The following is a 19,305-nucleotide window of genomic DNA, read 5'->3' as shown; positions in this document are numbered from 1 at the left end:
GCGCACGCGGAAGGTGCCGGCTCACGGCATACGGCTCACCAGGTCGAGCCCGCTGCTTGCGCGGCGACGTCGCCGAAGAGCGAGTCCGCGTCGACGTCGAGCCCGCGGCGGACGAACCAGTCGCACATGACCCGCACGTCGCGCTCGAGGAACTCGAACCCGTGCGGGTTGCCGACGACGTCGACGATCTGCGGCCAGTCGATGACGACGAGCCGCTCGCCGCGGACGAGGACGTTGTAGGGCGAGAGGTCGCCGTGCGCCCAGCCCTCGCCGGCGAGGGTGAGGACGACGTCGCGGAACTGCTCGAAGAGCTCGGCGAGCAGGTCGGGGCCCGGCCTGGTCTGGACGAGGCGCGGTGCCGCCGAGCCGCTCGCGGGGTCGTCGGTGACGAACTCCATGAGCATCTCGGCCTCGTTCAGCTGGACCGGGTAGGGGACCGGCAGGCCGAGCTCCCACAGCCGGCCGAGCGCGCCGAACTCCGCCCCGGCCCACTGCCCGGCGATGAGGGCGCGCCCGAACTCGGTGCGCCGCGCCATGGCCCGTGTCTCACGGCTCTTGCGGACGCGCCGGCCCTCGAGGTAGCCGCCGTCGCGGTGGAAGAGCCGGTTCTCGGCGCCGCGGTAGCGCTTGGCCGCGAGCAGGCTGTCGCGCGGCGGCGAGGACGTGCCGTCGGGCAGCCAGCGCCGCACGAGGTGGACGTCGGCCTCCTTGCCGGTCTTGAGGATGCCGAGGTCGGACTCGACGGCGCCGAGCTCGGTGATGACCCAGTCGGGTCGCGGGGAGGGGCCGTGCGTGGCGCCGTCCCAGGTGGACCAGCGATCGCCCTCAGGCGGGTCGTCGGGCCGGGTGACGCTGGCGAAGAGCGGCGACTGCGCCGCGGCTTCGTGGAAGGTCATTGTCTGACTCCGTGGTGAGAAGGATGTGGGCGCGGGAAAGGCCCGGGACAGTCGTCGACATGTCACGCCTCCTCGAAGTCAGGGCACGGCCGTATGCCGTGCGGTGCGTCCCAGCGTGACAGCAGTCGCGGGCGTTGCGCCACCGAATTCTCGGACGCCGGTTGCTCGCGATTTCCCCCGCTGCGGTCCGCGTCGATGTCGGCGGTCGTAGGTACCCTGCCGAAATGGGGCCGACCAGGCCCGTCCCGACCACAGGAGACCCAACGATGCGTCGTTCCTTCCTCGCCGGCTTGGCCGGCCTGGCGCTCGCCCTGACCACCCTCGTGGGTGCGTCGCCGGCAGGCGCCATCAACAGCTACAACGCCGAGCCGGCGCCCGAGCGCACCGAGGTCGGTGCCCTCGTCGGCTTCTACGACCGTGACGGTGACGGCTACCTCGACCGCTTCCGCTGGTACTGCACCGGCACGATGGTCGACGACGACACCTTCCTCACGGCGGCGCACTGCACCGACGGCGGGCTGCCCGACGACCGCTACTTCGTGAGCCTCGAGGAGGACTTCCAGGGCCTGCTCGACGCCTATGACAAGGAGAACGGGCCGGTGCCGACCGACCCGGCCGAGCTCGAGACCTACCTCGCGACCAAGGTCCAGTACTTCCTCGACCAGGGCTGGATCGTCGAGGGCACGCCTCACCAGGACCCGGAGTACCCCGGCAACGGCTCCGACAGCCAGGACATCGCCGTCATCGACTTCGCCCAGTGGGACACGACGCCGCAGGACGTCTGGGACTTCACGCCCGCGACGCTGCCGACGCTCGGCCAGCTCGACGAGCTCGGCAGCCGCGCCCTCGACGCCGCCGACTGGTGGGTCGTGGGCTACGGCACGAGCGAGGCCGTCCGCGGCCCGGGCGGCCAGACCCACCCCGGCGGCGGCGTCCGCATGAAGGCCCTCGTCGACTTCAACGCGCTCAACCCGACGTGGGTGCGCCTCGGCATGATCGCGGCGCGCGGCTACGGCGGCGCCTGCTACGGCGACTCCGGCGGCCCGAACTACGTCGAGATCGACGGCCAGCTCGTCCTCGCGGCGACGACCATCACCGGTGACGGCCCGTGCTACGCCACGAACGTCGTGTACCGCCTCGACACCGAGGGCGCGCGCGAGTTCCTCGCGCCCTACGTCGACCTGCCCTGACCCCAGCGACCCGGTGAGCCGGTATGCCGTGGCGCGCCACGGCATACCGGCTCACCGTCGTGCACGGCGCCGGGGCCTCCGTGAGGTGGGGGGAATCACGCAGGTGAGCGGTGGGAGCGACGGTGCGCGGACGGCATACTCGAAAGAACCCTGTATCCCCACGCGAAGGCGGCATTCACGCATGTCCCGGCTCCAGAGCACCGACGGCCTCACCGACGAGCAGAGCGAGCTGATCAAGCTCGTCCGGCAGTTCGTCGACGAGCAGATCATCCCCGTCGCGCAGGAGCTTGAGCACGCCGACGAGTACCCCACGGAGATCGTCGAGGGAATGAAGGAGATGGGGATCTTCGGGCTGATGATCCCCGAGGAGTACGGCGGGCTCGGCGAGTCGCTGCTGACCTACGCCCTGTGCGTCGAGGAGATCGCGCGCGGCTGGATGTCGGTGAGTGGGATCATCAACACGCACTTCATCGTCGCCTACATGCTGCTGCAGCACGGCACCGAGGAGCAGAAGCAGCGCTACCTGCCGAAGATGGCGACCGGCGAGATCCGCGGCGCCTTCTCGATGAGCGAGCCCGGGCTTGGGTCCGACGTCGCCGCCATCACGTCCAAAGCCATTGCCGGAGAGGGCGATGGCGCTGACCAGAAGTGGACCGTCAACGCGCAGAAGATGTGGCTCACCAACGGCGGCTCGGCCAACCTCGTCGCCGTGCTCGTCAAGACCGACCTCGGCGAGTCCGACAGCCCTTACAAGAACATGACGACCTTCCTCGTCGAGAAGGAGCCCGGCTTCGGCCAGACCGCGCAGGGCGTCACCGTGCCCGGCAAGATCGAGAAGATGGGCTACAAGGGCGTCGACACGACCGAGCTCGTCCTCGAGGGCCACGAGACGACGTCCGCGCAGATCCTCGCCGGGGTCCCCGGCAAGGGCTTCTACCAGATGATGGACGGCGTCGAGGTCGGCCGAGTCAACGTCGCCGCCCGCGCGTGCGGGGTGTCGCGGCGCGCGTTCGAGCTCGGCATCGCCTACGCGCAGCAGCGCGAGACCTTCGGCAAGCCGATCGCGCAGCACCAGGCGATCCTCTTCCGTCTCGCCGACATGGCGACCAAGGTCGAGGCCGCGCACCAGATGATGGTCAAGGCCGCGCGCCTCAAGGACGCCGGCAAGCGCAACGACCTCGAGGCCGGCATGGCGAAGTACCTCGCCGCCGAGTACTGCGCCGACGTCGTCGAGCAGTCCTTCCGCATCCACGGCGGCTACGGCTACTCCAAGGAGTACGAGATCGAGCGCCTCTACCGCGAGGCGCCGATGCTGCTCATCGGTGAGGGCACCGCCGAGATCCAGAAGATGATCATCGGTCGCCGCCTCCTCGAGGACTACGCCGCGAAGCGCTGAGCGCGTTGTCGTCAGGGATGCCCGGTATGCCGGACAGCCGGCACACAGGGCATCTCCAGTCTTCGGGTGGGAGACTGTGGGCATGAGCACCCAACCGACGCGTGGCCTCGGGCCGGCGGCTGCCGCCCAGGTCCTGTCCCTGCAGTACCCGATGAGCCTCGGGGTCTACGACACGTATGCCGCGGCGCAGAAGGCCGTGGACTACCTGTCCGACAACGAGTTCCCGGTGCGCGACGTCCTCATCGTCGGCACCGACCTCAAGCAGCTCGAGCGGGTCACCGGCCGGCTGACGCGTGGACGGGTGCTCGTCGGCGGCCTGCTGTCCGGTGCCTGGCTGGGTCTGCTCATCGGCATCATCTTCGCCCTCTTCGACCAGAGCGGGTCCGCCATGGTCACCGTCGTCACGACGGTGATCTTCGGTGCCGTGTTCGGCGCCATTTGGGCGCTCGTCGGCTACTCGTTCACCGGCGGCCAGCGCGACTTCACGTCCATCACGCAGGTCGTCGCGACGAAGTACGAGGTGCTCACCGAGCACAAGCACGCGACAGCGGGGCGCGAGCTGCTCGCCAAGATGGACCCGATGGCGGCGGCGCAGGCCCAGGCACAGCGGATGCGTGACGAGGCCGTGGTCCAGCAGCAGTCCCAGCAGGGTTACGGCCAGCCGCAGCCGGGTTACGGGCAGGCGCAGCAGGGCCATGGCCAGCCCCAGCAGGGTTTCGGGCAGTCGGCCGCGGGCAGCCCGGTGCCGCCGGCGAACCCCGCCGACCCGGCGGGTCCGAACCCGCCTCCGGCGGGCTGAGCGGGGTCTAGCCTCGGGAGCATGGACGCCACTGCTCCCGCCGCCTCGCTCGAGCCACTGACCGAGGACTTCTCCTCGGTCCTGTGCGTCGTCGCTCACCCTGACGACATTGAGTACGGCACGGCTGCCGCGGTGGCGCGATGGACCGCCGCGGGTGTCACCGTGACGTACTTCCTGCTCACCCGTGGCGAAGCCGGTATCGACACCATGTCACCGGCGGAGGCGGGTCCGGTCCGCGAGGCGGAGGAGCGTGCGAGCGCGGCCGTCGTCGGTGTCGACGAGGTCGACTTCGGTGACCACCGGGACGGCATGGTCGAGTACGGCCTCACCCTCCGCCGCGACATCGCGCGCGAGATCCGGCGGCGCAGGCCGGAGCTCGTCATCACCGGCGACTACGGCACCCGGTTCGAGGGCTGGCTCAACCAGGCCGACCACCGGGCCGTCGGCCTCGCCTGCGCGGACGCCGTGGCCGACGCCGGGAACCGGTGGATCTTCCCCGAGCTCGTGGATGAGGGCTTCGAACCGTGGCACGTCGGGCTGCTTGCGTTCACGGGCACGATGACGCCCACGCACTACGTCGACGTGTCCGACCACGTCGACGTGGCGGTCGCCTCGCTCGAGGCGCACACGGCATACAACTCGGCGCTCCCGGACACCTTCCCCAAGCCCGACCAGCTCGTGCCAATGATCCTCGAGGAGGGGGCGAAAAAGGTTGGGGCGCATGGGGTCTCGCACGCCCTGGTCCTCGATGTGGTCAACCGGCGCGGCTGACCGCCCGCTGGAGCGGCGAGGTCAGGACCGCTTCGCGCGGATGTCCGCGATCCAGGCCTCGACGTCGGCACTCGCGCGCGGCATGGCCTCCGAGAGGTTCTCGTGGCCGTCCTCGGTGATGACGATGTCGTCCTCGATGCGCACGCCGATACCGCGGAAGCGCTCGGGCGCCTTGAGGTCGTCGGCCTTGAAGTAGAGCCCCGGCTCGACGGTGAGGACCATGCCGGGCGTGAGCTCGGCGTCCATGTAGTCGGCGCGGGTCGCGAGGGCGCAGTCGTGGACGTCGATGCCGAGGTGGTGCGACGTGCCGTGCACCATCCAGCGGCGGTGGTACTGGCCGTGGTCGGCGTCGAGGGTGTCCTCGACGGTCACGCCCTCGGGCAGCAGCCCCCATGCGTACAGGTGCTCGGCGATGACCCGGATGGCGGCGGCGTGGATGTCGGAGAACTTGTTGCCCGGGCGGGCGGCCTCGAGACCGGCCTGCTGCGCGGCATACACAGCGTCGTAGATCTCGCGCTGCGCTTCCGAGAAGGTGCCGGTCACCGGGAGGGTGCGAGTGATGTCGGCGGTGTAGAGGCTGTCGACCTCGACGCCCGCGTCGAGCAGGACGAGCTCGCCGTCGGCGACGTCGCCGGTGTTCTTGATCCAGTGCAGCGTGTTGGCGTGGTCGCCGGCGGCGCAGATGGAGTCGTAGCCGACCCCGTTGCCTTGGTGGCGGGCATGCAGGCCGAAGACGCCCTCGATCCAGCGCTCGCCGCGGCCGCCCTCGACGGCCTGCGCGAGCCCGGCGATGACGGCCTCGAAGCCGACCTTGGTCGCATCGACGGCGGCCCGCATCTGCTCGACCTCGTACTCGTCCTTGACCATGCGGAGCAGGGACAGCTCGCGGGCGAGCTCGTCGTCGGCCTCCTGCAGCGACTCGGCGCTCGCGCCGTTCTCGACGCGGGCGGTGTCGAGGCGGGCGGTGAGCTCGGCCTCCGCGTCGCGCACGAGGCGCACGGTGATCTCGCCGGCGTCCTTGGCTGCAGCGGCCTCGAACTCGTCGATGTGGCGGGCGGTGAGGCCGAGCTCGCGCTCGACGTCCTCGAGGCTCGGGCGGGCGCCGACCCAGAACTCGCCGTAGCGGGTGTCGGCGAAGAACTCGTCGCTCTCGCGCTCGCCGAGCGGGCGGAAGTAGAGGATCGCCTCGTGTCCCTCGTCGGTGGGCTCGAGGACGAGGACGGCGTCCGGCTCGCGGTCGGCGCCGAGTCCGGTGAGGTGTGCGAAGGCGCTGTGCGGGCGGAAGACGTAGTCGGTGTCGTTGCTGCGGACCTTGAGGCCGCCGGCGGGGACGATGAGTCGCTCACCCGGGAAGAGCTCGCTGACCTTCTCGCGGCGCGCCGCGGCATACGGAGCGACGGCTGCCTCACCCTCGGACTGCGGTCGACGGTCGGCCCAGTCCTCGCGGATGAAGGTGCGGAGCTCATCGGTCGTGGGACGGGCGCGGTTCTCGGCCTGCTTCTGCTCTTCGCTCACCCACCTATGGTGGCACGCATGACTGCCTTCGACGGAGCCGACCTCGGCGAGCGGCTGCGCCACAGCGAGCACCCGGATCCGTTGTATGCCGCGTTGCTCGACGGCGCGAGCGACGACTGGGCCGCTGGCGGAGTGATGCGCGAGATCCTCGCCGGGCACGAGGACGATGCGGCGGCGGACATGATCCACCTGCGGTTCCTGGCCTCGCTCTTCCGGGTCGTGCTGACGGGGGATGCGCCGGAGCTGGAGCCGTTCTATCCCTGTCTCGGGGGGACGGCCGCGCCCGAGGGTGTGTGGGCGGTGGCCGAGCCGGTTCTGCGTCGGTGGGCGCCTCGCGTGCGGGAGGGGCTGGCCGCTCACCCGCAGACCAACGACCCCGGGCGAAGCATCGCCCTGCTCGTCGGGTTGTCGTATGCCGTTCGCGCACATGGTCTTTCGCGGGTCCGGCTGCTGGAGCCGGGCGCGTCGGCGGGGCTGAACCTCCTGCTGGACCGGTTCCGCTTCGTGGGCGACGGCTGGTCGTGGGGGCCGGTGGGCTCGCCCCTGGTGATGGATGGGCTCGGGCTTGCCGGGTTCGCGCCGCCGGCCGTGGAGGTCGTGTCCCGGCGTGGCTGTGACCTGCTGCCGATAGATGCCGCGAGCGAGGAGGGGGCGGTGCTGCTGCGCTCGTTCGTGTGGCCCTCGCAGGTCGGGCGGCACGAGCGGCTGTCGGCTGCGCTCGAGGTGGCCCGGGTCGAGCCGGTCATCGTCGACCGTGCGGGTGCCGCGGACTGGCTCGAGGCGCAGCTCGGCGGGGCGGCCGGCCCGGACGGTGCTCGGGGTGAGGTCGTCGAGCCTGGTGTGCTGACGGTCGTGTGGCAGTCGATCACCCGGCAGTACTGGCCCGCTGAGGAGACGCGGCGGGTGGATGCCCTTGTCGCAGAGGCCCGCTCGCGGGGACCGGTCGCACACGTCGCCATGGAGGACCCGCGCGCGGTGGGCCTCGACCCCGGCGACGGGCTGCCGGTCACGATCGAGGTCGACGGCGAGCTCGTCGCCCGCTGCCACTACCACGGCGTCCCCGTCGAACTCACCTGACCGGGCGCGCCGCGTGCGCTGACCAGGGCGCAGATTGCGCGCGATGACGCGGATATAGCTGCGCCATGGGGCGCAATCTGCGCCCGGGCCCTGCTGTGGAAAACGTTGCGGCCGGTGTCGCGACATCGGGCACGCTTCCCAGTATGGATATCGGACTTCTGACGTTGGCCCGAGCCCAGGGTGGGGTCTTCGCGGCAGGACAGGCCCGTACTTACGGCCTCACCACTCGAGATCTCACCCGACTGGTGGGGTCGGGCGATGCCGTCCGAGTCCGCCAAGGGGCGTACGTGCTCACCGAGGTGTGGGGCGAGGCCGATGCCATGGCGCGTCTGATCCTGCGCACCCGCGCCGTGATGATCGGCCGTCCCGGAGCCATTGCCGCAGGCCCCAGCGCCGTTGCCCTGCACGGTCTTGAGCTGTGGGGAGTCTCCATGGACAAGGTCACCCTGCACGGTGACGTCAACCGGGTGCGGACCCATACCGGGCTCACACTCCTGCCACACCTGAGGCTGCCCGAGGCACAGCCTCCGTCGGATCACGTCCCGACGGAGGCCGTCCTCGACGAGCGTGCGGGAGTGGTGACGTCCGTCGACGGTGTTCGGGCAGTGAGCGTTGCGTATGCCGTGGTGCAGCTCTGTGTCTCCAGCGGGCACGTGGTGGGCCTGGTGACGTTGGATGCTGCGTTGCACCGGAAGGTCACCACCCTCGATGAGGTGAACTCGGCCGTGGCGTCCGGGCTCGTCCCGGCAACCCCGCGGCAGGCATGGCACCTTCAACAGCTCGTGAAGCGGGCCGACCCCAAGTGCGAGTCTCCGGGTGAGACACGCACCCGACTGCTGCTGCAGGACCTCGGCTACGCGCCGCGCAGTCAGGTGGCGCTCAGCGACGTGAACGGGTTCGTGGCCCGCGTGGACTTCTTCGTCGACAACAAGATCGTCGTCGAGTTCGACGGTTCGGTGAAGTACGAAGGTGCTGAGGGGCGGGCTGCGCTGGTCGCTGAGAAGCGGCGCGAGGACCGGCTGCGCGCCATGGGGCTGATCGTTGTGCGTCTCGTGTGGTCCGATCTCGAGAACCCCGAACGGGTCGCCGAGAAGATGCGTCAGGCCAGGGCGCAGATTGCGCGTCAGGGCGCAGGAAGAACTGCGTCATGACGCGCAAAGTGCGGCTCAGCCCGGGGGTGGACTTGTGAGGGATCGCACGCGGCATACGGGCTGCGCGACACCACCCCGCACGCAAGGATGGGCGGCATGCAGTTCGGACGCAGCTACGAAGAGTTCGAGGTCGGCGCGACCTACAAGCACTGGCCCGGGAAGACGGTCACCGAGTACGACGACCACCTCTTCTGCCTCCTCACGATGAACCACCACCCGCTGCACCTCGACAGCAACTACGCCGAGGAGACGACCCAGTTCGGCAAGAACGTCGTCGTCGGCAACTACGTCTACTCGATCCTGCTCGGCATGAGCGTGCCCGACATCAGCGGCAAGGCCATCGCCAACCTCGAGATCGAGAGCCTGCGGCACGTCGCGCCGACCTTCCACGGCGACACCCTCTACGGCGAGACGCGTGTCCTCGACAAGTGGGAGAGCAGCAGCAAGGACGACCGCGGCGTCGTCCACGTCGAGACGATCGGCTACAACCAGGACGGCAAGGTCGTCTGCATCTTCCGCCGCAAGGTCATGGTGCCGAAGGCGAACTACCTCGAGGCGCGCGGCGGCGAGCAGCCGGGCCGTCCGACCCCGCAGCCGGACAAGAACTGGCCCGGCCCCGACGCCACGCCGGAGGAGCCCGCCGAGGGCTGAGTCTCCTTCTCCCGCAAGGCGAGCGGGCGGCATACCGAGATCGTTCGGTATGCCGCCCGCTTGCCTTGTGCGGTACTCGCGCCTCAGTTCGTGGGAGCCTTCACCGGCTCGCTCCGGCGGGTCCCGGAGGAGTCGGTCCACTCGACGGCGGTGGGGAACACCTGCCCCTTCGGCGGGGTGTCCGGACGCTCGCGCACGCCCGCGACGAAGGTCCACTCGCCGGGCGCCCCCACGATGACGGCGGGTCCGGTCTCGCCGGTGCTCCAGCGCACGACGACGTTGCGTGGCGTCTGGCCCTTGGTGGGGAGGGCGAACGTCGCGGCCGAGACCTGGACCGAGGTCGCGCGCTGGTCCAAGCCGTCGGCGTTCCACGGTGTGGAGCCGGCGGGATAGGTGGAGATCGACCTCTCGCGGCCGTCGAGGCGTTCGGACAGGATGAGCCGCCGGGTGGGGTCGAGAATGAGCCGGGTACCGGTGGCGGCATCGAGCGTGGACGGCAGCGCGTCGCCCTTGGCGTCATAGGCGCCGTCGTCGTCGCTCCAGATGACGTCGAGCGCATCGGCCTTCACACCGCCGCCCAGCCGGAACCCGACCGCCTGGAAGTCGGTGCCGTCAAGGGGGCGGGCCTGCTGCGCCCCGGCGGAGGCGGGGGCCCCGTCGGCCGTGACGAGCGTGAAGGTCCGGGCCCAGGCCGGCGCGATGCCGAGCAGGACGGTGCCGTCGGGCGACGGGCGGAGCGACACCTTCTCGTCGGTCGGGGCGGTCCAGCGGGACAGCTCGGTGCGCTTGCCGCCCTCGACGGAGTACGAGACCACGGTCGGCCCGGCACCGTCCGGGCCCGGCCTGAGCTCGACTGCGTAGCGGTAGTCGAGGAGCTCGGCCGAGACGGGAGCGCTGACGCCGACGGTCGGTCCGGTGCCGGCGGGACGGGTCTCGCGCTCGGGCAGACCACCGAGGGCGGTGAACCCGACCGCCACCGCAGCGAGGGCTGCGAGACCGGCCCCGCCCGCGGCGAGTCGTCGGCGCATCCGGACGCGCCGACCGGCTCGCAGCGTCTGTGCGAGGTCGTAGTGCAGGTCCGGCATGGGTGCGCGCACGAGCAGGTCGTGGATGTCGTCGAGGTCGTGGTCGTGGTCGTGGTCAGGCATGGTGGTCCTCCTTCGTGGTCGCCACGTCCCCCGTGGCGATGAGGGTCTCGCGCAGCTTGGCGAGCCCGCGCGAGGCGCTGCTCTTGACGGTGCCGACGCTGACGTCGAGGAGGTCGGCGACCTCGGCCTCGCTCAGCCCGGCGTAATGGCGCATGACAACGACCTGGCGTTCCCGTTGGGGGAGCGCGGCGAGCAGGCGGACGACGTGGTCGGTGTCCTCGGGTTCGGCGTCGTGGTGGGCGGTCTCGGGGAGCTGCCGGACCGGCGACTCACGCCGTCGACGGCGGTGCTCGTCGATGTGGTCGTTGAGGATGCACTTGCGGGCGTAGGCAATCGGTTGTCGCGTCCGCAGCCGGCCCCAGCGCAGGTAGACCTTGAGCATCGCGGACTGCACGAGGTCCTCGGCCTCGGTCGCGTCGCCGCAGATGAGCCAGGCCGACCGCAGCAGCCGCGGCGTCGCCCCTGCGGCGAACGTCGCGAACTCCTCGTCGTACATCCTGCTCATCGCACCCCTCCTCGTGGTCATCGTGCACCCCCTCAACGGAGCAGGACGGTCAAAGGTTGAGTCCGGCCGCGATCAGGAGACGACCCGGTCACGCGCGCACAGCCCGGCCTGCAAGGCTGGACCCATGACGTCCCGCATCTCGCACACCACGGTCGACTCCCGCGACGCCCACGCCCAGTCCGTCTGGTGGGCCGAGGTGCTCGGCTGGTCGCAGGACCCGGAGGACCCCAACGAGCCCGGTCACGAGGAGTGCATGATCTTCGCGCCGGGCGGGCGGCAGCGGCTGCTCTTCATCGAGGTGCCGGAGGCCAAGCGGGTCAAGAACCGCATCCACCTCGACCTCGTGCCGACCGACCGGACCCGCGACGAGGAGGTCGACCGGCTCCTCGACCACGGCGCGACCGTCCACGAGGACCATCGCGGCATCTACGGCGAGGGGACCGGCTGGGTAACGATGCGCGACCCCGAGGGCAACGAGTTCTGCGTGTTGCGCAGCGAGTCCGAGCGCCCGGACCCGTACGCGCACCTCGTCGACTGAGCGTATGCCGTCGCGCGAGCTCCGTTCTCGCGCAGGCTAGTTCACCGGTTGCGTATGCCGTGTGCCATCGGGGTCCGTCCAGCTCAGCTGCGTGACCGTCGGCCAGTCGCCGCCGCCCTCGGAGACGCCATCCGCCATGGCGACCGTCCCGAGCGGGCCGGGGAGGTTCTTGAGGACGACGTCTGACTGGTAGTCGGCGTTCTGCCAGGTGAGCTTCACGTCCCGAGCACCCTCGGTGAGCAGGGTGTAGCTGCGCCAGCTGTTCGACCCTTGGGGCATGCTCTTGCCGATCCCGAGCGTGGTGGCCGCGTCCGTGCCGCGCTGCTGCAGCACGGCATTGTCCGGAGTGAAGACCCCGACGACCTGTGAGCGCCCACCGAGGAAGAAGGTGTCCTGGTCGTCGATACGCACGCTGTTGGCAGTCACACCAGCAGCGTCACGCACGACACCCTCGCCATCCATCCACAGGGTGTCGACATAGGTGGAGGCCTCGGTCGGGTCCTCGAACCGCACGGCAAGAACCTCGTAGTCCGTGCCCGGCAGGACAGCGGTGTCCGTCTCCATCCCGGACGTGCTCTCAGGTGCGTGGACGATGCTCTTGCTCAGGGTGTCGGGAGCAGTGCCGAGAAGAACTCCCGTCCCGGGGATGGCTTGTAGCGCAACGACATTCGGTTGCACACGCGCCTCACCCACACGCACGCGCGCGGAGCCGTCGATCCGGTAGAAGGCGACATCCGCCGGACCCGCATCGGCACTCTGGGTGACTTCGACGGCATACGCGCCGTCGAAGACCGTCGCGGAGACCTGCTTCGACGCAGAGGCAGTGGGGCTCGGTCCGGCAGGGAGAGTCTCGTCACGCACACCGGGACCGACCACGGCGAACGTCACGGCTGCTGCGGCGGCGAGAGCCCCGACACCTCCGGCGGTGCGGCGCAGGGCGCGGCGGCGTAGGCGGCGGCGCCCACCGGCATACACGGCACCCTCGTCGACCGACATCGGCGGCGACGGGGGAGCGGCCAGCAGCTCGAACAGTGGATCGGAGGAACGCAGGTCAGACATGACGGTCTCCTTCGGGCACGAGGAGGGAGCGCAGGCGCGAGGCCGCGTGACGTGGACGACTTCACGGTGCCGGTGCTGATGTTGAGGAGGTCGGCGACGTCGCGCTCGGAGAGGTCGCTGTGGTGACGCAGGATGACGCACTGGCGTTCGCGCAGCGGGAGCTCGGCCAGGGCCGTCGTGAGGTGGTCGGCGAGGACGACCTGCTCGGAGCGGTCGGGCTGGGATCCCTCCGGCAGCTCGTCGGTGACGGACTCGCGCCAGGTGCGTCGGTGCGAGTCGGTGTGCAGGTTGAGCAGGACGCGGCGCGCGTAGTTGTGTGTGCCGCCGGCGTCGATCCGGGGCCAGGCCACGTAGACGCGCTCGAGCGTCTCCTGCACGAGGTCCTCGGCGCTCGAGGCGCCACCGGTGAGTAGCCACGCGAGGCGCAGCAGCCTCGGTGAGCTCGAGCGCATGAACGCCTCGAACGACCCGTCGTCGCGTGAACGCACGTGGCCACCTTCCTGCATGATCGAACCGGACGCCCCTGATACGGACGTCCGGCCCGAAAGGTTGTCAGCCTGCTGCGGCCTCCCGGGTCGCGCCCGCCCGCGCGCTTACGCTACGAGCGTGACGATCGACCTGCACACGCACTCGAGCGCGAGCGACGGGACCCAGGCCCCCGCCGAGCTCGTCGCCGAGGCCGCCGCCGCGGGTCTGTCGATGATCGCGCTCACCGACCACGACACGACGGCGGGGTGGGAGGAGGCGGGCGAGGCCGCGGTGCGCGAAGGCGTTGCGCTGGTCCGGGGCATCGAGATCTCGACGAGCCGGGGCCACCGCAGCCTGCACCTCCTCGGCTACCTGCCGAACACCGACGACCCGCGGCTCGCGATCGAGCTCGCCCGGGCCCGTGACAGCCGGGTGACCCGGATGGACCGCATGGTCGGACGGATGGCCGCGGACGGCATACCAGTGACGATCGAGGAGGTGCGCGCGCAGGTCGCACCCGGGGCGACGCTGGGCCGCCCGCACATCGCCGACGCGCTCGTCGCCAAGGGCGTCGTCGGGACGCGGGACGAGGCGTTCGCGACGATGCTCCATGACGGGAGCCCGTACTACGTGGGGCACTACGCCCCCGACCCGGTCGCGGCCATCACGCTCGTGCGCGGGGCGGGCGGCGTGCCGGTCCTCGCCCACCCGTTCGCGGTCCGCGGTGCGGAGGTCACCGACGAGCTCGTCGCGGAGCTCGCGGCCGCGGGGCTCGCCGGCCTCGAGGCCCGGCACCGCGACCACTCACTGGAGGACACCGAGCGCGCCCTGCGGCTCGCCGGCCGACACGGGCTGATCGTCACGGGGAGCAGCGACTACCACGGGACGGGCAAGCTCAACCGCCTCGGTGAGCACACGACCGAGCCGCGCGAGTGGTCACGTATCGTCGAGCAGTCCCACGGCGTGAAGGTGATCGGAGAGGGTGGCTCGGTGAGGAAGGTCCGGCGATGAGCGACGGCGTCACGCGACGCGTCAACCCCGAGGACGAGGGCGATCTCGTCCTCACCCTGTCCTGCCCCGACCGTCCCGGGATCGTCGCGGCCGTGAGCCAGCACCTCTTCGAGCGCGAGGCGAACATCGAGGAGAGCCAGCAGTTCAGCGACCACCGCACCGGGCGCTACTTCATGCGGGTGCGGTTCGACACCGGGACGGCCGACGTCGACGTCGAGCAGTGGAAGCGCGAGTTCGATTCTGTCGCAACCGAGTTCGAGATGGACTGGGAGCTGCGCAAGGCCCTCACGGCCTACCGGATGCTCGTCATGGTCAGCAAGTTCGGGCACGTCCTCAACGACCTGCTCTTCCGCTGGAAGTCCGGGCAGATCAACGCCGACATCGTCGGGATCGTCAGCAACCACACCGACCTCGAGCCGATGGCGCGCTCCTACGGCATCCCCTTCCACCACGTGCCGGTCACGCGCGACACCAAGGCCGAGGCGGAGGCGCGGCTGCGCGAGCTCGTCGCCGAGCACGACGTCGAGCTCATCACCCTCGCCCGCTACATGCAGGTGCTCTCGGACGACCTCTGCCGCGACCTCGGCGGGCGGGTCATCAACATCCACCACTCGTTCCTGCCGAGCTTCAAGGGCGCCAAGCCCTACCACCAGGCGTACGAGCGTGGCGTGAAGGTCATCGGCGCCACCGCGCACTACGTGACCGCCGACCTCGACGAGGGCCCGATCATCGAGCAGGACATCCAGCGGGTCGACCACCGCATGGGCGCCGAGGACCTCGTCGCCGCGGGCGAGGAGGTCGAGTCGCGGGTCTTCGCGCGGGCGGTGAAGTGGCACTGCGAGAGCCGGATCCTGCTCAGCGGCGACCGCACCATCGTCTTCAGCTGAGTGCCGTCCGGGTGTCGCCGGGCGGCGGTGTCGGTGGCTCTCGCTAGGTTGGCCCGATGAGCGAGGGGAGTGCCGGACGACCGGTGCAAGACGAGTTCGCGGGCATGCCGCCGAAGCTGTACGCCGCGAGCCCGTCGCGCCTGCTCGCGCTCCTCGACTGCCCGCGTCGCTACCGGATGCAGTACCTCGACCGTCCGCGGCCGCAGGCGCGTCCACAGCGGGCGCACACCTCGTTCGGCCTGGCCGTGCACAACGCCCTGCGCGACTGGTGGGACCTGCCGGTGGCCCGGCGCACCGTCCCGGCCGGGCGCGAGCTGGTGCGCTCCACGTGGATCGACGTGGGGTTCCGTGACCCGGACCAGTCGGGGCTGTGGCGCCGGCGGGCCCAGGACCACGTTGCCGCCTACCTCGAGGGCGTCGACCCCGAGGTCGAACCGCGCGGGATCGAGCGGACGGTGTCCTTCGTGTCCGGTGCCCTGCGCGTCACCGGCCGGGTGGATCGCCTGGACGAGCGCGACGGCGAGCTCGTCGTCGTCGACTACAAGACGAGCCGTCGGCCCTCGACCGAGGAGGAGGCGCGCACCTCGCTGCCGCTGGCGCTGTATGCCGCGGCGGTGTGGAAGATGTTCCGTCACCCCTGCCTGCGGGTCGAGCTGCACCACGTGCCGTCCGGCGAGGTCGTCAGGCACACGCACACCCCGGAGTCGCTGACCCGCAAGGTCGACGAGGCCAAGTCGCTCGCTCGCGACGCGCAGCGCGCCGACGACGACTTCGCCGAGCGCGGCATCGAGTCCGCGCTGTTCCCGCCGGTCGTCGGGCCGCTGTGCTCGTGGTGCGACTTCCGCGAGCACTGCCCCGAGGGTCAGGCGGCCGGACCGGAGAAGTCGAGCTGGGCTGCGCTCGAGGACGGTGCCGCGATGGACGGGACGGTGGTCGCGGCCGTCGAGGTGGAGTAGGACTGGTCGCATGGGCCGTATGGAGCAGCGCGTCTCGTTCGTGACCTTGGCCGTGCGCGACCTCGCAGCCTCGCGGCGGTTCTACGTCGACGGGCTCGGGTGGCGACCGGAGTTCGAGGACCCCGACGAGGTCGTCATGTTCCGAGCCGGTCCGCTCCTCGTCCTCGCGTTGTGGGACCGCGCCCACTTCGAGGCCGAGGTCGGGGCCACGGCGCAGTCGGGGCCGGGGGTCGTCCCGATGACGCTGTCGCACAACGTCGCCGAGCGCGCCACCGTCGACGCCGTGCTCTCCGCCGCGCGCGCGGCAGGTGCGACCGAGGTGTCCGAGGGCACCGCGCGCGAGTGGGGCGGCTACACGGGCTACTTCGCCGATCCCGACGGCTTCCGGTGGGAGGTCGCGTGGAACCCCGGACCGATCGGGCAGAGCGTGCTGCCCGGTGGCGGCGACCCGGTCTGACCGCCTCGACCATGGTCATGGCCGGCGTCGCGGCGAGTCGGCCGGATGGCGTGCCATCGGCGACGGCCCGACGCTCGCGGCCTACCTCCTAGACTGGCCGGGTGGAGCGCAAGCAGTCTCGAGTGGGGATCCGCGAGGTTGCCGCCGCTGCCGGGGTGTCGGTGACGACGGTCTCGCACGCCCTGAGCGGGTCCCGCTCCGTCAAGGCCGCCACCCGAGAGCGGATCATGGCCGAGGTGGCCCGACTCGACTACCGGCCGGACCCGCACGCCCGTGGCCTCCGGGGGCAGCGCTCGCAGCTCATCGGCCTCCTCGGCGACGACATCGTCACCACCCCGCACACCAGCCGGATGGTGCTCGGGGCACAGACGGCTGCCGCCGAGCACGGCTGCATCGTCGTCGCCCTCGACCCGGGAGGTGACGAGGTCGTGCGTGAGCAGCAGGTGCGCTACCTGCTCGACCACCGGGTCGACGGCGTGCTCTATGCGGGGATGTACCACCGCGAGCTCACCATCCCCGGCTCCCTGGCCAACGTCCCCACGATCCTCCTCGACGCCCACGGCACCGACCCGAAGCAGAGCTCGGTCGTCCCGGACGAGCGCCAGATCGCCAGCGTGGCGGTCGAGCACCTCCTCGAGCACGGACATCGTCGGATCGCCTTCGTCTCGGCGTCGCAGACGAATGATGCGACCGCAGTTCCGTTGCGCGAGAAGGGGTTCCGTGAGGCGCTGCGACACGCGCGGGTGGAGCTGCCGCGGGGCTGGGTGGCTCGTGCCAACGCGGACGCGCAGGGCGGGCGCACGGTGGCACACCGCCTGCTGTCGGCGCCGGAGCGACCGACGGCACTCTTCTGCTTCAACGACCAGATGGCCATGGGTGCCTACCAGGCGGCCGCCGCCCTGGGGCTTTCCGTCCCCGGCGACGTCTCCATCGTCGGGGTCAACAACCTGGCCATCGTCGCGGGCGCGCTCGTGCCCGGCCTGACCACCGTCGGACTTCCGCACCACCGCATGGGGCGGTGGGCCGTCGAGCGGCTCCTCCGGTCCCTCGACGAGCCCGACCTCGTGCCGGAGCACCTCGCCATGCCGGGCGAGCTCGTCGTCCGCGACTCCGTGGCGGCCCCCCGCGACTGACCGGCTCCGATCACCGTCGCTGTGGTGGCGCCGCCGCCATCGGGGTGAGCGTGACGTCATCCAGCCGTGCCGTGCCTCCCACGGCGTCGATGCGCACCCGGCTGGGACCGGTCGCGCCGAACGAGAGTGCGCTGAAGGTGCGTTCACCGCCGCCCACGAAGACCTCGACCGACATGCGGTCGATGAGGATGTCGAGCCGGACCCCGTCCGAGGGCACCGTCACGGTGTCGGTCAGCAGCTGGGCATAGCTCTCCGGTAGGTCGGAGCCGGGCAGGGTGCGACGCACGAGGGACGCGGTGCGCCGCTCGAGGTCGACGGTGAACGTCACGTCGTCGGCGAGCTGGAGGTGCACCTGGCGCGCGGGTTCCCGCTGGTCGGCTGCCACGGTGAGTCGCAGGCGATGGGCCGCGGCGGGCAGGTCGATACCGGCCGGGTCGTCGGGAGTGGCCGTCATCGAGGGTGTGACCTCTCGTGGAGTGCCCTCCAGCCGGTCCAGCGCCGCGACGGGCCGCGACCTGAGCTGGGGTGGCCCGTCCGGCCTGCCGGCCAAGGTGATCTCGCGTGTCACCGACAGCTGTCCTCCGGACCACTCGCGAAGGGGCAGCTCACCGGCATACGCCCAGTTGTTCATCCATCCCAGTGCGTATCGCGTGGCCAGGCGCTCGTCGTCGGAGGCGTGGGGGTCGTCCCACGTCATGGCGGCGTAGAAGTCCGGACCCGAGTCCAGCCACGACGGTTCGGGGTCGGTCGGGGCGAAGCGCGTTCCGTCCCACGAGCCCGTCCAGTAGGCGTACCCCGTGGTCCGACCGCGTGAGGAGCCGTTCGCGCTGGTCCCGAGGACCCACGTCGTGCGCCGGGGGTCGCCGTCGACCGACATCTCGAACAGCTCGGGACACTCGAGGAGGCCGAGGTCGTCGCGCTCGAAGCCCGAACGGTAGGTCCACGAGGTGAGGTTCGCGGAGGTGTAGAAGCCGATCTTGTGGCCCTCCGCGAGAGCCATCACCCATTGGGAGCGTCGCGCGTCCCACATGACCTTCGGGTCGCGCCAGTCCTTCGAGCCGGGGTGGTCCATGACCGGGTTGCCGGCGTGCCCACGGAACGTGTAGCCGCCGTCGGCGGAATGGAAGAGCGACTGACGCTGCACGCCGTCGTCCTGCTGGGTGGCGAGAGCGACGACCGCCCCGGCGCCGAAGCCCGCCGTGTTCGCGGTGTCGACGACCACGCTTCCGGTCTGGATGTCGCCGAGCCCGTTCGTGTACTTGTTAATGGCGACGCCCTCGTCCCGCCAGCTCACGAGATCGGTCGAGGTCGCGTGGAACCATGCGGTGCCGTTCCCCTCGGGGTGGTCGGCGTTGTACAGGTAGTAGAGGTGAGTTGAGTCCATAGGGTTGGTGTACGACGACACCGGTGAGCGTGTCCCTACGCACGTAGGTGCGGTCACCGCGTGATCCTTCGAGTGAACCTCTCACAGCACTCTCGAATGGAGCATCGCGATGACCGCGAACACCAGTATCGACCCTGCCGTCTTCCTGCACGACCAGCTCGCCCAGGCCAGCCCGGACCTGATGCGCGATCTGCTGACCACGTTCATCAACGCGCTGCTGTCGGCGCAGGCCGATAGCGTGTGCGGTGCCGAGTACGGCACCCGTAGCCCGGACCGCACCAATAGCCGCAACGGGTACCGGCACCGGGACCTG

General features: G+C 70.6%; 20 protein-coding genes. 14 read left to right on the top strand and 6 right to left on the bottom strand.

What is annotated here, in order from left to right; genetic code table 11:
• Window positions 1–35: 35 nt before the first annotated feature.
• Window positions 36–896, bottom strand: a complete 861-nt coding sequence (locus BCF74_RS05730) for a serine protein kinase RIO (protein WP_106297005.1) — start codon at window positions 894–896, stop codon at window positions 36–38.
• A gap of 266 nt (window positions 897–1,162) precedes the next feature.
• Between BCF74_RS05730 and BCF74_RS05725 the strand changes: the two genes are divergently transcribed.
• The 4 genes from BCF74_RS05725 to BCF74_RS05710 all read left to right on the top strand — a co-directional run bounded on the left by BCF74_RS05725 (window position 1,163) and on the right by BCF74_RS05710 (window position 5,052).
• Window positions 1,163–2,086 (top strand): S1 family serine peptidase, encoded by a 924-nt coding sequence (locus tag BCF74_RS05725; protein ID WP_106297004.1) that lies wholly within the window; start codon window positions 1,163–1,165, stop codon window positions 2,084–2,086.
• A gap of 181 nt (window positions 2,087–2,267) precedes the next feature.
• Entirely contained in the window at window positions 2,268–3,482 is a 1,215-nt protein-coding gene (locus tag BCF74_RS05720; protein ID WP_106297003.1) for an acyl-CoA dehydrogenase family protein, read from the top strand.
• A gap of 82 nt (window positions 3,483–3,564) precedes the next feature.
• Window positions 3,565–4,281, top strand: a complete 717-nt coding sequence (locus tag BCF74_RS05715; protein ID WP_245889235.1) for a YflT domain-containing protein — start codon at window positions 3,565–3,567, stop codon at window positions 4,279–4,281.
• Window positions 4,282–4,302: 21 nt separating this feature from the next.
• Window positions 4,303–5,052, top strand: coding sequence for a PIG-L deacetylase family protein (locus BCF74_RS05710; RefSeq protein ID WP_106297002.1), 750 nt, complete (start codon window positions 4,303–4,305; stop codon window positions 5,050–5,052).
• Between the two features lie 21 nt (window positions 5,053–5,073).
• Here BCF74_RS05710 and BCF74_RS05705 read toward each other — a convergent pair whose 3' ends face one another.
• Window positions 5,074–6,567, bottom strand: coding sequence for an aminopeptidase P family protein (locus BCF74_RS05705; protein WP_106297001.1), 1,494 nt, complete (start codon window positions 6,565–6,567; stop codon window positions 5,074–5,076).
• Window positions 6,568–6,585: 18 nt separating this feature from the next.
• On the opposite strand from BCF74_RS05705, the gene BCF74_RS05700 reads away from it, so the two are divergent.
• The 3 genes from BCF74_RS05700 (at window position 6,586) to BCF74_RS05690 (ending at window position 9,446) form a co-directional block, all read left to right on the top strand.
• Entirely contained in the window at window positions 6,586–7,644 is a 1,059-nt protein-coding gene (locus BCF74_RS05700) for a DUF2332 domain-containing protein (RefSeq protein ID WP_106297000.1), read from the top strand.
• A gap of 143 nt (window positions 7,645–7,787) precedes the next feature.
• A complete protein-coding gene (locus BCF74_RS05695) occupies window positions 7,788–8,795 on the top strand; it encodes a type IV toxin-antitoxin system AbiEi family antitoxin domain-containing protein (protein ID WP_170070147.1) in 1,008 nt (335 codons plus the stop codon).
• Window positions 8,796–8,891: 96 nt separating this feature from the next.
• A complete protein-coding gene (locus BCF74_RS05690; protein ID WP_177426636.1) occupies window positions 8,892–9,446 on the top strand; it encodes a MaoC family dehydratase in 555 nt (184 codons plus the stop codon).
• 83 nt (window positions 9,447–9,529) lie between these two features.
• Here BCF74_RS05690 and BCF74_RS05685 read toward each other — a convergent pair whose 3' ends face one another.
• On the bottom strand, window positions 9,530–10,594 hold the full coding sequence (locus tag BCF74_RS05685) for a hypothetical protein (protein ID WP_106296997.1): 1,065 nt from the start codon (window positions 10,592–10,594) through the stop codon (window positions 9,530–9,532).
• Window positions 10,587–11,099, bottom strand: coding sequence for a SigE family RNA polymerase sigma factor (locus tag BCF74_RS05680; protein WP_106296996.1), 513 nt, complete (start codon window positions 11,097–11,099; stop codon window positions 10,587–10,589). The genes BCF74_RS05685 and BCF74_RS05680 overlap by 8 nt, the downstream gene beginning before the upstream one ends.
• A gap of 124 nt (window positions 11,100–11,223) precedes the next feature.
• Here BCF74_RS05680 and BCF74_RS05675 point away from each other — a divergent pair, with 124 nt between their 5' ends.
• Window positions 11,224–11,637, top strand: a complete 414-nt coding sequence (locus BCF74_RS05675; protein WP_106296995.1) for a VOC family protein — start codon at window positions 11,224–11,226, stop codon at window positions 11,635–11,637.
• Between the two features lie 884 nt (window positions 11,638–12,521).
• Here BCF74_RS05675 and BCF74_RS05665 read toward each other — a convergent pair.
• On the bottom strand, window positions 12,522–13,184 hold the full coding sequence (locus tag BCF74_RS05665; protein WP_170070146.1) for a SigE family RNA polymerase sigma factor: 663 nt from the start codon (window positions 13,182–13,184) through the stop codon (window positions 12,522–12,524).
• A 118-nt stretch (window positions 13,185–13,302) separates the two neighbouring features.
• Between BCF74_RS05665 and BCF74_RS05660 the strand changes: the two genes are divergently transcribed.
• The 5 genes from BCF74_RS05660 to BCF74_RS05640 all read left to right on the top strand — a co-directional run bounded on the left by BCF74_RS05660 (window position 13,303) and on the right by BCF74_RS05640 (window position 17,608).
• On the top strand, window positions 13,303–14,175 hold the full coding sequence (locus tag BCF74_RS05660) for a PHP domain-containing protein (protein WP_106296992.1): 873 nt from the start codon (window positions 13,303–13,305) through the stop codon (window positions 14,173–14,175).
• Window positions 14,172–15,062 carry a formyltetrahydrofolate deformylase gene (purU, locus tag BCF74_RS05655; protein WP_106296991.1) on the top strand — a complete coding sequence of 297 codons (891 nt, stop codon included), beginning with the start codon at window positions 14,172–14,174 and terminating at the stop codon, window positions 15,060–15,062. The genes BCF74_RS05660 and purU overlap by 4 nt, the downstream gene beginning before the upstream one ends.
• Window positions 15,063–15,118: 56 nt before the next feature.
• Window positions 15,119–16,018, top strand: coding sequence for a RecB family exonuclease (locus BCF74_RS05650; RefSeq protein ID WP_106296990.1), 900 nt, complete (start codon window positions 15,119–15,121; stop codon window positions 16,016–16,018).
• 19 nt (window positions 16,019–16,037) lie between these two features.
• Window positions 16,038–16,475 carry a VOC family protein gene (locus tag BCF74_RS05645; protein WP_106296989.1) on the top strand — a complete coding sequence of 146 codons (438 nt, stop codon included), beginning with the start codon at window positions 16,038–16,040 and terminating at the stop codon, window positions 16,473–16,475.
• Between the two features lie 101 nt (window positions 16,476–16,576).
• Complete coding sequence (locus BCF74_RS05640; protein ID WP_106296988.1) at window positions 16,577–17,608, top strand: LacI family DNA-binding transcriptional regulator; 1,032 nt, start codon at window positions 16,577–16,579, stop codon at window positions 17,606–17,608.
• Between the two features lie 10 nt (window positions 17,609–17,618).
• Here the strand turns inward: BCF74_RS05640 and BCF74_RS05635 are convergent, their stop codons facing one another.
• Entirely contained in the window at window positions 17,619–18,992 is a 1,374-nt protein-coding gene (locus BCF74_RS05635) for a glycoside hydrolase family 32 protein (protein WP_106296987.1), read from the bottom strand.
• 109 nt (window positions 18,993–19,101) lie between these two features.
• Between BCF74_RS05635 and BCF74_RS05630 the strand changes: the two genes are divergently transcribed.
• Window positions 19,102–19,305, top strand: a 204-nt coding sequence (locus BCF74_RS05630) for a transposase (RefSeq protein WP_177426635.1), incomplete at its 3' end; no start/stop codon positions are given.

It is taken from the genome of Knoellia remsis (genome assembly GCF_003002895.1).
Classification (GTDB): Bacteria; Actinomycetota; Actinomycetes; order Actinomycetales; family Dermatophilaceae; genus Knoellia; species Knoellia remsis.
Note: the sequence above shows the minus strand (reverse complement) of the source record. Positions and strands in the feature narration are given on the sequence as shown.